At 74.0% G+C, this 15,386-nt stretch carries 13 protein-coding genes; 5 read left to right on the forward strand and 8 right to left on the reverse strand.

Features of this window, described 5'->3' with window-relative positions; all coding sequences use genetic code 11:
• Positions 1 to 2 precede the first annotated feature (2 nt).
• Positions 3 to 452, reverse strand: a complete 450-nt coding sequence (locus tag ABZS66_RS08895) for a metallopeptidase family protein (RefSeq protein WP_190251376.1) — start codon at positions 450 to 452, stop codon at positions 3 to 5.
• Positions 453 to 569: 117 nt separating this feature from the next.
• On the opposite strand from ABZS66_RS08895, the gene ABZS66_RS08900 reads away from it, so the two are divergent.
• The gene (locus ABZS66_RS08900; protein ID WP_354756537.1) at positions 570 to 923 is read left to right on the forward strand and encodes a DUF3499 domain-containing protein; all 354 of its coding nucleotides are present in this window, start codon (positions 570 to 572) and stop codon (positions 921 to 923) included.
• Positions 924 to 998: 75 nt separating this feature from the next.
• Here the strand turns inward: ABZS66_RS08900 and ABZS66_RS08905 are convergent, their stop codons facing one another.
• The 3 genes from ABZS66_RS08905 to ABZS66_RS08915 form a co-directional block, all read right to left on the reverse strand.
• Positions 999 to 1,256, reverse strand: coding sequence for a WhiB family transcriptional regulator (locus tag ABZS66_RS08905; protein ID WP_033364663.1), 258 nt, complete (start codon positions 1,254 to 1,256; stop codon positions 999 to 1,001).
• A 369-nt stretch (positions 1,257 to 1,625) separates the two neighbouring features.
• On the reverse strand, positions 1,626 to 4,088 hold the full coding sequence (locus ABZS66_RS08910) for a bifunctional FO biosynthesis protein CofGH (protein ID WP_354756553.1): 2,463 nt from the start codon (positions 4,086 to 4,088) through the stop codon (positions 1,626 to 1,628).
• Positions 4,089 to 4,234: 146 nt separating this feature from the next.
• Complete coding sequence (locus tag ABZS66_RS08915) at positions 4,235 to 6,052, reverse strand: hypothetical protein (protein ID WP_354756538.1); 1,818 nt, start codon at positions 6,050 to 6,052, stop codon at positions 4,235 to 4,237.
• A 125-nt stretch (positions 6,053 to 6,177) separates the two neighbouring features.
• On the opposite strand from ABZS66_RS08915, the gene cofD reads away from it, so the two are divergent.
• The 3 genes from cofD to ABZS66_RS08930 are packed head-to-tail and all read left to right on the forward strand — an operon-like array spanning position 6,178 to position 8,746.
• Entirely contained in the window at positions 6,178 to 7,134 is a 957-nt protein-coding gene (gene cofD, locus ABZS66_RS08920) for a 2-phospho-L-lactate transferase (protein ID WP_354756539.1), read from the forward strand.
• Positions 7,131 to 8,204 carry a coenzyme F420-0:L-glutamate ligase gene (locus ABZS66_RS08925; RefSeq protein WP_354756540.1) on the forward strand — a complete coding sequence of 358 codons (1,074 nt, stop codon included), beginning with the start codon at positions 7,131 to 7,133 and terminating at the stop codon, positions 8,202 to 8,204. The genes cofD and ABZS66_RS08925 overlap by 4 nt, the downstream gene beginning before the upstream one ends.
• Entirely contained in the window at positions 8,201 to 8,746 is a 546-nt protein-coding gene (locus tag ABZS66_RS08930; RefSeq protein WP_354756541.1) for an NUDIX domain-containing protein, read from the forward strand. The genes ABZS66_RS08925 and ABZS66_RS08930 overlap by 4 nt, the downstream gene beginning before the upstream one ends.
• Positions 8,747 to 8,812: 66 nt before the next feature.
• On the opposite strand, the gene ABZS66_RS08935 is transcribed toward ABZS66_RS08930, so the two are convergent.
• Together ABZS66_RS08935 and ABZS66_RS08940 are read right to left on the reverse strand one after the other, a co-directional pair.
• Complete coding sequence (locus ABZS66_RS08935) at positions 8,813 to 9,931, reverse strand: sugar phosphate nucleotidyltransferase (RefSeq protein WP_354756542.1); 1,119 nt, start codon at positions 9,929 to 9,931, stop codon at positions 8,813 to 8,815.
• Between the two features lie 112 nt (positions 9,932 to 10,043).
• Positions 10,044 to 11,189: a glycosyltransferase family 1 protein gene (locus tag ABZS66_RS08940; protein ID WP_354756543.1), complete on the reverse strand. Its 1,146-nt coding sequence runs from the start codon at positions 11,187 to 11,189 to the stop codon at positions 10,044 to 10,046.
• Between the two features lie 359 nt (positions 11,190 to 11,548).
• Here ABZS66_RS08940 and ABZS66_RS08945 point away from each other — a divergent pair, with 359 nt between their 5' ends.
• Positions 11,549 to 12,289 (forward strand): TIGR03089 family protein, encoded by a 741-nt coding sequence (locus ABZS66_RS08945; RefSeq protein WP_354756544.1) that lies wholly within the window; start codon positions 11,549 to 11,551, stop codon positions 12,287 to 12,289.
• 126 nt (positions 12,290 to 12,415) lie between these two features.
• Here the strand turns inward: ABZS66_RS08945 and ABZS66_RS08950 are convergent, their stop codons facing one another.
• Both ABZS66_RS08950 and ABZS66_RS08955 read right to left on the reverse strand, forming a co-directional pair.
• Complete coding sequence (locus ABZS66_RS08950) at positions 12,416 to 14,362, reverse strand: acetoacetate--CoA ligase (RefSeq protein WP_354756554.1); 1,947 nt, start codon at positions 14,360 to 14,362, stop codon at positions 12,416 to 12,418.
• 140 nt (positions 14,363 to 14,502) lie between these two features.
• Positions 14,503 to 15,386 (reverse strand): hypothetical protein (locus tag ABZS66_RS08955; protein WP_354756545.1); only part of this gene is annotated, 884 nt, incomplete at its 5' end.

Here is a 15,386-nt window from a genome sequence, read left to right on the forward strand (position 1 = left end):
CCCTAGCCCTCCAGGTCTTCGGGCGACATGCCCAGCAGGTTGGCGACCTGCTCGATGATCACGTCGTGAACCAGGTCGGCTAGGTCGTCGTGGTCGGCGGCCCGGAACTCCAGCGGCCGGCGGTAGAGCACGATCCGCGGCGGCACCCCGTGGCGCCCGGGCCGGCCGGGCAGCAGCCGGGCCAGCGGCACCTCGCCGTCCTCCAGCACGTCGGAGTCGTAGACGTTGAGCTCCGGCGGCACGTCCTCGACGGCGAACTCGACCCCGGCGAGCTCCTGGGCATAGCGCTGCTCGAGCTGCTCGACCGAGTCGAGGACCAGGTCGTCGAACATCTCGGCCCGGGTGCGCGACATCGGCAGCGACGCGGGCACGAGCCGGCCGCGCAGCCCCCGGCCATGCCGGTCGCGGCCGCGCCGCCCCGGTCCGCTGCGTCGTCGGTCTGGGCTCGCCACGTAGCCAGCGTACTGCCCGCCGCCCCATCGCCCGAGCGGGCGTGTCGCCCGCGTCACCACGGCGTGTCGCGGGGCAACGGGGTTGGGCGGAGCGCCGCGGAGCGATACCGTTCGGCCGTGAGGACCCCACGTCGATGCTCGCGCAACGGTTGCCCCCGACAGCCCGTTGCGACGTTGACGTACGTTTATGCCGAATCGACCGCGGTCGTCGGCCCGCTGGCCGCGTTCGCCGAACCGCACTCCTACGACCTGTGCGAGTCCCACGCCCGCGGCCTCACCGCGCCGCGCGGCTGGGACCTGGTGCGACACGAGGGCGAGTACGGTCCGCCCCCGCCTACCAACGACGACCTCGTCGCGCTCGCCGAGGCGGTCCGGGAGGCGGCCCGGCCGGCTCCGCGCCGGGAGGACACCGACCAGCAGCACCCGCTCGGCCGCCGGGGGCACCTGCGCGTGATACCGCCCGACGCCTAGCGCAACCGTGACTCGACGCCTAACCGGAAAAGGGCGCCGGCAGCGCCGACGCCCTTTCCTGCAATTCACGATCTACTAGGCAGCGCGTCGTTTGAGCTTGCGGCGCTCACGCTCGGAGAGCCCGCCCCAAATCCCGAAGCGCTCGTCGTGCCCCAGCGCGTACTCCAGGCAGTCGGCCCGCACCTCGCAGCGCGAGCAGATGCGCTTGGCCTCGCGCGTGGACCCACCCTTCTCCGGAAAGAAGGCCTCCGGGTCGGTCTGCGAGCACAAAGCGCGTTCTTGCCACTCCGGAGCGTTACCCAGCAGGTCGGCCACGACTGGTCGGCCGTCCATCAGCGTGCCTCCTTCTTGCGCACCGGCACGAATGCCGGCGCAACCCCCCACGCGGAAGGCGCATGTCCTACAAGGTTGCAGTACCTCGGCGCGGTGTTCCGTATGTCCGCTTGGTGGCTAACTGAGCCGACCCTGCGAACATCCCCCGGTGAAATTACACGCGTGTAATGCGTGCGTCGTCAAGCCGAACCTGCTAAATAGGCCCGCTTGGGCGACCGCCTCCACCCGTGCCGTAGGCATACCGACGCAGCCCCGCCGGAGGTAACGGGCGACACGCCGGACGCGCCGAAACCGGTCCGCAATGTCGGCTCGATCCGGGCCCGGCGGAGGCCGTGATCCGTCGGCCGCCGCCGGGTATGGCCCTATGTTCTAGGCCTTCTGGTAGACCGTCGTGCGGCGGCGGACGGGGCGGCCGGCCGCGGTGCCGATCGCCTCCAGCTCGGCCGCGGTGCGGGCCGAGCCGTGCTCCGAGCCGGCCATGCGGGAGATGGTCTCCTCCATGAGCGTGCCGCCGAGGTCGTTGGCGCCGCCCCGGAGCATCGCCACGGTGCCCTCGTCGCCCAGCTTCACCCAGGAGCACTGGATGTTGTCGATCCGGCCGTGCAGCAGGACGCGGGCCATCGCGTGCACCGCCCGGTTGTCCCGCCACGTCGGGCCCGGCCGCGCGATGCCGGCGAGGTAGATCGGCGCGCTGTGGTGGACGAACGGGAGGGCGACGAACTCGGTGAAGCCGCCGGTGCGGTCCTGGATGCCGGCGAGCACCCGGAAGTGGCCGAGCCAGTGGCCGGGGTGGTCGACGTGGCCGTACATCATCGTCGAGCTCGACCGGATGCCCAGCTCGTGCGCCGTGCTCACCACCTCGACCCAGGCCGACGTGGGCAGCTTGCCCTTGGTGAGCACCCAGCGGACCTCGTCGTCGAGGATCTCGGCGGCGGTGCCGGGGATCGTGTCGAGGCCGGCCTCCTTGAGCTGCGCCAGCCAGTCGCGGATCGGCACGCCGGCCTTCGCGGCCGCGGTCACCACCTCCATCGGGCTGAACGCGTGGACGTGCATGCCGGGGACCCGGGCCTTCACCGCGCGCACCAGGTCGGCGTAGGCGGTGACGGGCAGCTTCGGGTCGATGCCGCCCTGCATGCAGACCTCGGTCGCGCCGGCCTGCCAGGCCTCCTCGGCGCGGTCGGCGACCTGCTCGTAGGACAGCCGGTAGGCGTCGGCGTCGCGCTCCCGCTGGGCGAACGCGCAGAACCGGCAGCCGACGTAGCAGACGTTGGAGAAGTTGATGTTCCGGTTCACGACGTAGGTGATGTCGTCGCCGACCGCCTGCCGGCGCAGCTCGTCGGCGATCCGGGTCAGCTCCTCCAGCCCGGCACCGTCCACATTGAACAGCGCGAGCGCCTCGGCCTCGTGCTGCGGCTCGAGCAGGCTGCCCGGGTCCTCCTCGGCCCGCTTCAGTCCACTGTGGACGTCGCTCTCGATCCGCTCGACCGGCTTGATCCTGGACGCGACCTCCTGCCAGTCGCCGTACACCGTGTCGAAGTCGCCGCGGCGGTCCTCGGTGCGGCCCTCGGTGTCGATCGCCGTGTGCAGGTCGGTGCGGCCGCTGTCCGAGTAGCCGCCGTCGGGCTCCTGCCACGGCAGGCCCGCCGGCATGCTCGCCTCGTCGGCCAGGCCCGTCTCCGGGTCCATGAGGGCGGCGAGGTGGCCGGCCACGCGGGCGTCGATCCACGGGACGCCGCGCCGCGCGTACTCCGGGTAGATCGTGAGCCGCTCCCGCAGCGTGAAGCCGGCCTCGGCGCTGCGCCGGGCGAGCTCGTCGATGGCGGGCCACGGGCGCTCGGGGTTGACGTGGTCGGGCGTGACGGGTGAGACGCCGCCCCAGTCGTCGATGCCGGCCTTGAGCAGGAGGGTGTACTCCTGGTCGATGAGGTTCGGCGGCGCCTGGAGCCGCGCCTTCGGGCCGAGCACCAGGCGGGCGACGGCGATCGTGGCCGCGAGGTCCTGCAGCTCCGCGTCCGGCATCCCGCGCATCGCCGTGTCCGGCTTGGCGCGGAAGTTCTGGACGATGACCTCCTGGATGTGACCGTACTCCCGCATGGTCCGGCGGATCGCGAACAGCGACTCCGCCCGTTCGCCGAGCGTCTCGCCGATGCCGATGAGGATGCCGGTCGTGAACGGCACGCCGACCCGGCCGGCGTCGTCCAGCACGCGCAGGCGGACGGCGGGCTCCTTGTCGGGCGAGCCGTAGTGCGGGCCGCCGGGCTCGGACCACAGGCGGGTCGCGGTCGTCTCCAGCATCATGCCCATGCTCGGCGCGACCGGCTTGAGCCGCTGGAGCTCGGCCCAGGACAGCACGCCCGGGTTGAGGTGGGGCAGCAGGCCGGTCTCCTCCAGCACCGCCACCGCGCAGGCCCGCAGGTAGTCGAGGGTGGAGTCGTAGCCGCGCTCGTCGAGCCAGCGCTTGGCCTGGGGCCAGCGCTCCTCGGGGCGGTCGCCGAGGGTGAACAGCGCTTCCTTGCAGCCCTGCTTGGCGCCCTCGCGGGCGATCTCCAGGACCTCGTCGATCTCCAGGTACTCGCTCGGCAGCCGGTGCGGCACGGTCGCGAACGTGCAGTAGTGGCAGCGGTCCCGGCACAGGCGGGTGAGCGGGATGAAGACCTTCCGGGAGTAGGTCACGACGCCCGGGCGTCCCGCGTCGGCCAGGCCGGCGTCGCGCACGTGGCCGGCGATCGCCAGCAGGTCGTCGAGCGCCGGGCCGCGGGCCGCGAGCAGGACGGCCGCCTCGGTCTCGTCGAGCGGGCGACCGTCGGCCGCCCGGCGCAGGGCCCGCCGCATCGCGTTGCCCTCGGTACTGCTGACTGGAGACGTCACGCCTTGCAGCGTATGCCGCCGCCGGGCGGATGAACGCGCACCTCGGATGTGACTTAGTCCCCTTGCCGCCGGGCGGGTGGCCGGTGTGGCGCCCGCCCGGCGGCAGCGGGTCAGTCGCGCGGCGGGATGACCTGCGTGCGCTGGGTGTCGTCGCCGTCCTCGGCCGGCTTGGGCGCGTCCTGGACCGGCGCCTCGAACCTGGCCGTCGCGTCGGGGTCGGCGGCCGGCGGGGCCGCCGGCGGGATGAAGGCCGCGGTGGCGTCGGGGTCGGCGGCCGGCGGGGCAGCCGGCGGGGTCGCCGGCGGGGTGAAGGCCGCGGTGGCGTCGGGGTCGGCCGCCGCCGGGGTGAACGTTGCGGTCGGCTCGCTGCCCGGGTCGGCCACCGCCGGGCTGAACGTGGCGGCCGGCTCGCTGCCCGGGTCGTCCGTCTGCTCCACGGCCTGCGGCTCGGCTTGCGGCACGGCCTGCGGTTCCGCCTCCGGGAAGGCGCCCGTCTTGCCGAACGGCGACGCGGCCTCGCCCTCGGCGGCCTCCGCCGCCGCGGCCGGGTGCGTCGACGTGCCGCCCGGCCAGCCCGCGGCGGCGAAGCCCTGCGGCGGGGTCGACGGCCCGGTGTCGGCCGGGGACGCCGAGACCGGCGCGTCAGCGCTCGCGGTCGACGCCGTGTAGGTGGCGAACGGCGAGCTCAGCGGGGGCGCCGAGCTCGGCTCGGTCCCGGTCGGGGCCGCGACGGGCGGGGCGCCGAAGCTCGGCGCGGTCGACGCCGGGGCCGTGTACGCCGGGGCGCCCGTCGACGTGGGCTGGGCCGGCTGGGCCGGCTGCGCCGGGGCGCCCGAGGTCGGGGCGGCGAACGCGGGCGCGCCGGTCGAGGTCGGCTGGACCGGCTGGACCGGCTGCGCCGGCTGCGCGGCGAAGTTCTGGGTGGCGTAGCCCGCGGCCGGGTTGGCCCAGCCGCCGGTCGCCGGCTGCTGCTGCTGGTAACCCGGCTGCTGGTAGCCCTGCGGGATCACCGTGGTCTGGACGCCCGCGTAGCCGGGCTGCTGGTACGCGCCGGGCTGCTGGCCGTAGGGGTAGCCGGGCTGGCCGTACGGGTAGGCGTACTGCACCGGCTTCTCCGGCGCGTAGGCACCGAGGTACACCCGGATCACCAGGAACAGCCCGAGGCCGAGGAGCGCCAGCATGCCCAGCCGGCCGAGGAAGCTCGCCAGCACGAACCCGAAGGAGACGCCGTCGGTCTGCAGGTCGCCGATGAGGCCGGCCAGGAGCAGCACGACGCCGAACAGGGCCGACACCCCGTACTCGACCAGGGCGCCCAGCACGACGACGCGGGCCCGCGACACCGCCGGCTCGACGTGCGTCGCGAGCAGCACCGCGATGATCGGCAGCGACACGGTCGCGAGCGAGACGAAGGTGCCGAACGACCCGCCCGCGTTGCTCAGGAAGTCCTGCGTGAACGACGTCAGCAGGTGGATGAGGCCGACCAGGAGGAACAGCGCGTCGACGCCGAGCAGCACCAGGGTGGCGAGCTCACGGTAGGGCGCGGTGAACTGGCGGGCCGGCTTCGGCTCGCTGGTCGCGGTCGTCGCCTGAACCTGGGGCTGCTGGGCCTGGGCGTAGGCCGGCTGACCTGACGCCGGCTGCTGGCCGGCCTGGGCGTAGGCCGGCTGACCCGACGCCGGCTGCTGGCCGGGCTGGGCGTAGGCCTGCTGGGCATGTGCCTGTGCGGCCTGGGCATAAGCCTGCTGGGCCTGCGCCGCCTGGGCCTGGGCGTAGGCCGCATGGGCCGCCGCGGCGGGCTGGGCTGGGGCCGGCTGGGCCGACGTCGGCTGCAGGCCCGGCTGGGCCTGGGGCTGCGCCGCATACGGCGTGGCGCCCGGCTGCGGCGCGAACCCTCCGGTCGGCGTCGGGTCGGGTGGCTGGGTGCTCACTGGCTCTCCCGAAGTGACATGCATGGACGCAACAGGTCGCCAGCAGCCTAGCCTCTGCGATCGAATCCCGCGTACGCAGGAAGCCCAGGGGGAAACCGTCGTACCGGTGCGGCAGGATTGACGGCATGCGGATCGTGGTTCTGGCCGGCGGCATCGGCGGCGCACGTTTTCTTCTCGGTGTCCGGGCGGTGGCCCGGGAGCTGGGCGCCGACGTCACGGCGATCGTCAACGTCGGCGACGACGTCACGCTGCACGGCCTGCGCATCTGCCCCGACCTCGACAGTGTGATGTATACGCTGGGCGGCGGCGCCGATCCCGAGCGTGGCTGGGGCCGGGTCGGCGAGACCTGGGTGGTCAAGGAGGAGCTGGCGGCCTACGGCGCCGAGCCCACCTGGTTCGGCCTCGGCGACAAGGACATCGCGACCCACCTGGTGCGCACCCGCATGCTCGACGCCGGCTATCCGCTGTCGGCCGTCACCGAGGCGCTCAACACCCGCTGGCAGCCGGGCATCCGGGTGCTGCCGGCAAGCGACGACCGCGTCGAGACCCACGCCGTCGCCGAGGTCGACGGCGCGACCCGGGCCATCCACTTCCAGGAGTGGTGGATTCGTCACCGCGCGCAGCTGCCGACCCAGCGCTTCGTCTTCGTGGGCGCCGAGACGGCCAAACCGGCGGCGGGCGTGCTCGACGCGCTGGCGGCCGCGGACGTGGTGCTGGTGGCGCCGAGCAACCCGGTGGTCAGCGTCGCTCCGATCCTCGCGGTTCCCGCCCTCCGCGAGGCGGTCGCGACCGGCACGGCCCCGGTCGTCGGCCTCTCCCCCATCATCGGCACGGCCCCGGTGCGCGGCATGGCCGACAAGTGCCTCGCCGTCGTGGGCGTCGAGTGCACCGCGGCCGGGGTCGGCGCCCTCCTCGGCGCCCGCTCGTCCGGCGGTGTCCTCGACGGCTGGCTGGTCGACGAGACCGACGCGGGCGCGCAGGTGCCGGGCGTCGAGGTCCGGGCGGTCCCGCTCTGGATGACCGACGAGGCCGCCACGTCCGAAATGGTCCGGGCGGCCCTGTCCCTGGCCGGCGTCGCATGACACCCGCCGGCTTCGAGGTGCTGCCCGTCACCGGGATCGGGGACGTGCGGCCCGGCGACGACCTCGCGGGGCTCATCCGGGCGGCGGCGCCGTGGATCGTGTCCGGCGACGTCCTCGTGGTCACCAGCAAGGTGGTCAGCAAGGCCGAGGGGCAGCTGGTCGAGCTCCCGCTCGACGAGCCGGCCCGGGAGGCCGCCCGGGAGGCGGTGCTGCGGGCCGAGACCTCGCGGGTCGTCGCGCGGCGCGGGGCCACGCGGATCGTGCAGACCCACCACGGGTTCGTGATGGCGGCCGCGGGCATCGACGCGTCCAACGTCGATCCGGCGCGGCTGGTGCTGCTGCCGAAGGACCCGGACGCGTCGGCGCGGTGGATGCGCGACGAGTTCCGGGAGCGGTTCGGGCTCGACGTGGCGGTCGTGGTCACCGACACGATGGGCCGGCCGTGGCGGCTGGGGCTGACCGACGTGGCGATCGGCGCGGCGGGGGTCGACGCGGTGACCGACTATCGCGGGCAGCTCGACGCCTACGGCAACGAGCTCGAGCTGACCCAGATGGCGGTGGCCGACGAGCTGGCGGCCGCCGCCGACCTGGTGAAGGGCAAGATCACGCAGGTGCCGGTCGCGGTGATCCGGGGGCTGCCGATCCGCGCCGAGGGGCACGGGGCCGGCGCCGCCGAGCTGATCCGCGGGGCCGACGCCGACCTGTTCTCGCTCGGCACCGCCGAGGCCGTCGCGCGGGGGCTGCGCCAGTCGGCCGAGCTCGGCGACGCGCCGGCGTTCCACCCGGGGCCGGTGCACCTGCCCGAGTTGCCGTTCCCGCGGACACGGAGCGTGACCGTTCCGGACCACACGGCGGCGGCGATCGTCGCCTGGGCGCCGGCCGGCGATCTCGCCGGCGCCGTCCGGGTGGGCATGGAAGTGCAGCGGCTGCGGGCCGTTCTCGCTGCTGAGGGCCTTGCGACCGTCTGGCTCGACGCGCCGGGCGACCCGCGGCTCGCGGGCGACGTCCCCGAAGGCGGCGTGCCACTCGGCGTGCTCGCCATCGGGCGCGGTAGCCTGCCGTCACTATGACCCTGCACGATGACGCACTCGCGGTGCTGACGAGCTGGGCGGCGCCGACGGCCGAGGCCGAGTCGACCCGGCAGCGTTTCCTGGGCTTCGTCCGCTCCGACGCCACCACCGTGTGGCGCGAACACCCCGGCGCCCACGTCACGGCGAGCACGCTGGTCGTCGACGCCGCCGCCGAGCGGGTGCTGCTCTGCCTGCACGGCCGCATCAGGAGCTGGGTGCAGCTCGGCGGCCACTGCGAGCCCGGCGACCGCTCGATGGCCGGCGCGGCGCTCCGCGAGGCGACGGAGGAGTCGGGCATCGCCGGCCTGCGCCTCAGCGAGGCCCCGATCGGCCTGGACGTGCACCACGTGCAGTGCTCGGGCGGCCCGTCGCTGCACTACGACGTCCGGTATGCGGCGATCGCCCCGCCCGGCGCCGTCGAGAAGGTGAGCGCCGAGTCCAGCGCGCTGGGCTGGTTCACCCCGGACGCGCTGCCGGCGCCGCTGGCCGACGCCACCGAGCCGCTGGTCGCCCCCGCCCTCGCCTGGGCCAAGGGCGTCTGACCGGGCCGGGCTGAGCCGGGCCCGGCGCGCGCGTGCCGGGCACCCGCACGCCGGGCCGGCCGGCGGTTACAGCAGTTCGATGGAGCCGCGGGCCTTCAGCTGGTCGACCAGCTTCTTCACGTCCTGGGCCTTGGCGCGCGGGCAGACCAGCAGGGCGTCGGGCGTGTCCACGATGATCAGGTCGTCGACGCCGATGGCGGCGACCAGCCGGCCCGAGTGGGGCACGACCACGACGCGCTCCGAGTCCTGCATCAGGACCGTCGGCTTCCCGGACGGGTTGTCCTTGCCCAGTTCGAAGCCCACGTCGACGACCACGTTGCCGGCGGTGTCGGTCTCCAGCAGCTCGCCCAGGGTGTGGAAGTCGCCCACGTCGTTCCAGCCGAAGTTGCCCGGCACGGTGCCGACCAGGCCGGCGCGGCCGGCGCCCTCCATGACGCCGAAGTCGACCGAGATCTTGGTCAGGCCCGGCCACAGCTCGGCCAGGACCTCCTCGCGCTCGTGGGTGTCCCAGGCCTCGGCGATGCGGGCCAGGCCGTCGTGCAGGGAAGGCTGCTGGCGGGCCAGCTCGTCGAGGAAGACGTCGACGCGCCAGACGAACATGCCGGCGTTCCAGAGATACTCGCCGGAGTCGACGTAGCGCCTGGCGACGTCGAGGGCCGGCTTCTCGGCGAACTCGGCGACCTTGCACACGTCGCCGGTGCCGGTGCGCTCGCCGACGTGGAGGTAGCCGTAGCCGGTCTCCGGGTGGGTCGGCGTGATGCCGATGGTCATCAGCAGCCCGTCCTCGGCGCCCTGGATGGCCCGCCGCAGCGTCTCGGTGAACGCCGGCACGTCGCGGACGAGCTGGTCGGCCGCGAACGCGCCCATGACGGCGCGCGGGTCACGGCGGGAGATGACCGCCGCGGCCAGCCCGATCGCCGCGCACGAGTCGCGGGGGGTGGGCTCGACGAGGATGTTGCGCTCGGGGAGGCCGGGCAGCTGGCGGGCCACCGCCGCCGCATGCGCCACTCCCGTCACCACGTATGTGCTGGCCGGCGTCGCCAGGCCCTCCAGTCGCCCGTACGTCGCCTGGATCAGCGACAGCGGGGTGCCCGTGAGGGCGTGGAGGAACTTGGGATGACCGGCTCGCGACAGCGGCCAGAGCCGCGTGCCACTGCCGCCTGCAGGAATCACCGCGTAGAACACTGGCCCATCATGCCCAGCGGAGGGCACCTTCCAACAACTCGGTGGTGTCGTGTCCATTACGAAAATCGCCCGGCGCCGTTTCAGAGGGTGACGCCGGGTGTGCTCCGCGACGTCAGAAACGCGGGCCCGCGGCTCTCGACCAGGCGGCGAGGTGGACCTCGGCGCTCGACTCCCAGGTGAACTCCTTGGCCCGCGCGGCGCCCGCCTTGGCGAGGGCTGTGCGGCGCTCGGTGTCGTCGAGCAGGGCCGCCAGGTCGCGGGCGATCTCGTCGGGGCTCGGGCCGGTGTAGGCGACCGCGTCGCCGCCGACCTCCGGCAGGGAGAGCCGCGGGGTGGTGAGCACCGGCGCGCCGCAGGCCATGGCCTCCAGGATCGGCAGGCCGAAGCCCTCGCCGAAGGACGGATACGCGGCCACGGTGGCCCCGCCCAGGAAGCCCGGGAGGTCGGCGTACCGGAGATACCCCGGCCGCAGCAGCCGCAGGTGGGACGGGACCTCGCTGATCGCGCCGTCGATCTCGTCGTCGTGGCCCTGGCCGCCGGCGACCACGAGCGCCGGCGGGTCGGTGCGGTCGCGGACGGCGGAGATCCAGCCGCGGATCAGGCTGGGGACGTTCTTGCGGGGCTCCTTGGCGCCGAGGAACGCGACATAGGAGGTCGAGCCCAGGCCGAGCCGGGCCCGGACGCGGGCCTTCTCGTCCTCGCTCGGCGCGTGGAAGGCCTCGGAGTCGACGCCGTGGTAGGCGACGTCGATGCGGGTCGGGTCGGCGTCGAGCAGGCGGATGAGCTCGTCGCGGGTCGCCTTGCTGGGCACGATCACCCGGCTGGCGCGGCGCAGCGACGTCTTGATGGCCGAGCGGAAGAACGTGCGCCGGGACTTGTCGTAGTGCTCCGGCTCGGTGAAGAACGTCGCGTCGTGGACCGTCACGGTGACCGGGCAGCCGGCGCGCAGCGGGCACGTGTAGAACGGCGAGTGCAGCACCTGAGCCCCGACCTGCTGGGCGAGCATCGGCAGGCCGGTCTGCTCCCAGGCGAGGCGGGCCGGGCGGTGCGCCGCGGCGGCCGGCGCGGACACGATCCGCGCGTTGGGCAGCAGCCGCCCGTAGCGCTCCTGGTCGGTCCGCTGGCACACGACGGTCAGGTCGGAGTCCAGCTTGCCCAGGGCGCCGAGCAGCCCGTCGACGTAGCGACCCACCCCGCCTCGGTCGGCTGGGACACTCGTGGCGTCGACGAGCACGCGTGGCGGACGGCCGGGGGTCACTTGGCGACTCCTTCTGGGCTCGACGACTCGAGGTGACGTTCCGGCCCAAAGCCTACGCCCGATCCCCCGGTGATCGATGTCCACGACGCGACTGCGAGCCGAGTTCCACCCAGGATTCAGCCGAGCGGCATCGGGACGTCGCCGGGCGATCCCGCGTCGTAGCTGCCCACGCCGCGGATCTCGAACCGTCCGTCGTGGAGGACCGCCGGATCGGTTCGGGTCCGGTGGGTTCGGCGGTACCCCTCGGCGAGCGGGACGTCACTCAGTGTCCCGCCCCGCGCGATCAGCTTGTGGCGCCGGTATCGTCGCGTTGCCCGCAATTGCCTGCCGAGATGCCATGGAAGGGATGTTCCGAACATATGGGGAATACAGTTCCTTCACTCTTTGCGGCGGCTGCCGGCCGCGACCCGTCACTGCCGCTCGTGACCTTCTACGACGACGAGAGCGGCGAACGGGCCGAGCTGTCCGGCGCGACGCTGGCCAACTGGGTGGCGAAGACGGCCAACCTGCTCGTGGACGGCTGCGGCCTCGGCCCCGGCGACCAGGCCACGGTCTGGCTGCCGCCGCACTGGCAGAGCGCGGCGGTGCTGCTGGGCGCCTGGTCGGCCGGGCTCACCGTGGCCTACGGCGAGCCGACCGCGGCCGGCGCCGACGTCGAGTTCGCGTCGCTCGCGGTCGTGGAGACCGGCCCGCCCGCCGGGCCGCCGGACCGGTTCGTGCTCGGGCTGGCGCCGATGGGCATGCCGCTGCGCGAGGTGCCGCCCGGCTGGGCCGACTTCGTGGCCGACATGCGCCGGCACGGCGACCACTTCCCGGGCGCGCCGGTCGGCGGCGACACGGTCGCGCTGCTCGACCCCGACGGCACGGCCGTGACGCACGCCGCGCTGGTCGAGCGGGCCGCGGCCCGGGCCGCCGAGCTCGGCATCGCCGGCGGCCGGGTGCTGCTGGACGCGGACGTGTACCCCTGGCCGGTCGACTGGCTGCTCGCCCCCCTCGCGGCCGGCGCCAGCCTGGTCCTGAGCACCCACACCGACCTGGCGAAGCTCCCGGCCCGCGCCGAGTCGGAACAGGCCGTCCAGATCGTCGGCCCCACCCTCTGACCGCCCTCCCCGCCGCCGTCCCGCGCCCCACCAGCGACGCCCCCATCCGTCGCGATCTTGGAGGGCGCCGGGCGTGGGGGCTCGGGGCCGTGGGCTCGGGGCGTCGCGGTGTAGCGGCGTGGTGTGTCAGCGGGCTGCGCGGACGGCCTCGAAGTACCGCAGCGACTCCGGGTTGGCCAGGGCGCCCTTGGCGGCGGCCTGGTCGACCGGGGTGCCGGTCAGGATGCGCTTGACCGGCACCTCGAGCTTCTTGCCGGACAGCGTGCGGGGCACCGCCTCGACCTGGAAGACCTGGTCGGGCACGTGCCGCGGGGACAGCGCGGTGCGCAGCTCGCGGGCGATCGTGGCGCGCAGGGCGTCGTCGAGCGTCACGCCCGGCCGGAGCACGACGAACAGCAGCAGCTCGCCCGCGCCGCCCTCCGGGTCCTCCAGGTGCACGACCACCGAGTCGGTGACGTCGTCGAGGCCCTCGACCACGGAGTAGAACTCGCTGGTGCCGAGCCGCACGCCGCCCCGGTTGAGGGTGGCGTCGGAGCGGCCGGTGATCACGCAGGCGCCGGCCTCGTCGACGGTGATCCAGTCGCCGTGCCGCCAGATGCCGGGGTACGTCGAGAAGTAGGCCTCGGCGTAGCGGGAGCCGTCGGCGTCGCCCCAGAACCCGACCGGCATGCTCGGCATCGGCGCGGTGATGACCAGCTCGCCCAGCTCGCCCACGACCGGCGTGCCGTCGGCGGCGAACGCCTCCACGCGCGCGCCGAGCGCGCGGCAGGCGATCTCGCCGGCCCGGACCGGCAGCAGCGGGACGCCACCCACGAATGCGGTGCAGACGTCGGTACCGCCGGAGGCCGACGCCAGCAGGACGTGCTCCGACACCGCCTCGTACACCCACTCGAAGCCCTCCGGCGGCAGCGGCGCGCCGGTCGAGGCGACGCCGCGCAGCGCGGACAGGTCGGCGAGCTCCTTCGGGACCACACCCGCCTTCCGGCAGGACAGCAGGAACGGTGCGGACGTCCCGAAGTACGACATCCTCGTCTCCTCGGCGACCCGCCAGAGCCAGCCGAGGTCCGGGTGCGCCGGGTTGCCGTCGACCAGTACGATCGCGGCGCCCACGGCCGGGCCGGAGACGAGGTAGTTCCACATCATCCAGCCGGTCGTGGTGAACCAGAAGAACCGGTCGCCGGGGCCGAGGTCGTGGTGCAGGGCGAGCATCTTGAGGTGCTCCAGCAGGATGCCGCCGTGGCCGTGGACGATCGGCTTCGGCAGTCCCGTGGTACCGGAGGAGTAGAGCACGTAGAGCGGGTGCCCGAACGGCACCGGCTCGAACGCCAGCGGCTCGTCCGTCGCGGCGGTGAGCTCGGCCCAGCCGGTGGCCCCGTCGTGCAGGTACGGGATGGTGACCAGGGTCTCGACCGACGGCAGCGCCTCCACGATCGCGGCGACCTCGGCCCGGCGGTCGACCGGCTTGTCGCCGTAGCGGTACCCGTCGACGGCGACCAGCACCTTCGGCTCGATCTGCTGCCAGCGGTCGACCACCGAGCGGGTGCCGAACTCCGGCGCGCAGCTGGAGAAGATCGCGCCGAGGCTCGCCGTCGCCAGCATGAGCACGAAGGTCTCGGGGATGTTCGGCGCGTACGCGGCCACCCGGTCGCCCGGCCCGACCCCCAGCCGGCGCAGCCCGGCCCGGGCCCGGCGGACCTGCTCGCGCAGCTCGGCCGCGGTCAGCGTGACCGGACCCCGGGTCTGCGAGCGGGCGAGCACGACCGGCTCGTCGTCGGCGATGCCGGGCATGCGCAGGACGTTCTCGGCGTAGTTGAGCCGCGCGCCGGGGAACCACTCGGCGCCGGGCATCCGCGGGTCGGCGAGGGCGGTGGTGGGCGGCTCGTGCGCGACGACCCCGAAGTGGTCCCAGACCGCCTGCCAGAACTCGGCCGGGAAGTCGACCGACCAGCGCCACAGCGCCTGGTAGTCCCCGCCGAGATCCAGGTCACGCTCCGCCCTGAGCCAGCCCAGGAACGCCCCGATGCGGGAGCGCTCGAGCACGTCTGCGGGGGGTCGCCACAGCTCCTTCGCCATGAAGTCATCTTCCTGCACGCCCGAACGATCGCTCAGTGTGGGTTACCCCTACCCCGTGCCCTGTTCCGATGTGGGTCAGGCGGATGATCGGCGCGGCCGTCGCGTGGTTGCCGCGACGGTCGCGCCGATCGGCGGTACCGCTACTTGGCCGGCTTGTCGGTGCTCGCGGTCTTCTTCTCGACCGGGCGCCGTTCGCCCGGCTGCGGCCGGGGCTGAACCCCGAAGTCCACGAACTCGAACGCGTCCGCCCGCACCACGTGGTCGGCGCCGGTCGTCGCGCTGCCCGCGTAGCGGCCGTCGGCCGAGTCGAACAGCAGACATTCGGTGCCGCGGCAGATCACGTCGTACCCGTGACCGGCGATCGTCGCCGTGGTGCCCACGACGCCCCCGATCCTGCCGGTCGCGCCGTAGATCGTGGCCCGCTGCTGCGGTGTCCAGAACGGCTCGGCGTAGTGGTACAGCTCGTACAGGTCCTTCCAGAGCACCTGGTCGGCCCGGTTCGGGTAGTTCACCTCGTACCACGCCTTCCACACGGCGTACAGCACCTCGGGGTCGGCCGGCAGGCCGGCGAGGTACTGCGGTGTCGGGTGCACCAGGTCGCCGGGCTCCGCGGCGACCTGGTCGATCTCGGCCTGTGACAGCGCGTCGTCGATGTTCGTCGCCGCGCCGTCGGTGCGCCGGATCCGCAGCGGGGCGATCGTCTGCGGGTCGATCCAGGCCTCGTGGATGTACCGGTCGCCGTCCTCCTGGAGGTTGTACGTCTTGACGTAGAGCACCTTGCCGTCACCCAGCGGCCGCGGCCACGGCTGGGCGTCCGCCGCCGCGGCGGCCAGCCGGTCGAGCGCGGCGACCGCCTTCGCGTGCGTCGCGTCGCCGGCCCCGCTGACCGCCGGGTCTACCGGCGCCTTCGTGCCCTGCGTGACCGGGAGCGGCTTCTCCGACGCGCCCGCCGCCGGTGCCGTGCTCGCCGGCGGGGCGCCCACCGGGTTCGCCGCGCCCCAGGTGCACCTGCAACGGCAGCGTG

It is taken from the genome of Dactylosporangium sp. NPDC005572 (assembly GCF_040605515.1).
Lineage (GTDB): Bacteria > Actinomycetota > Actinomycetes > Mycobacteriales > Micromonosporaceae > Dactylosporangium.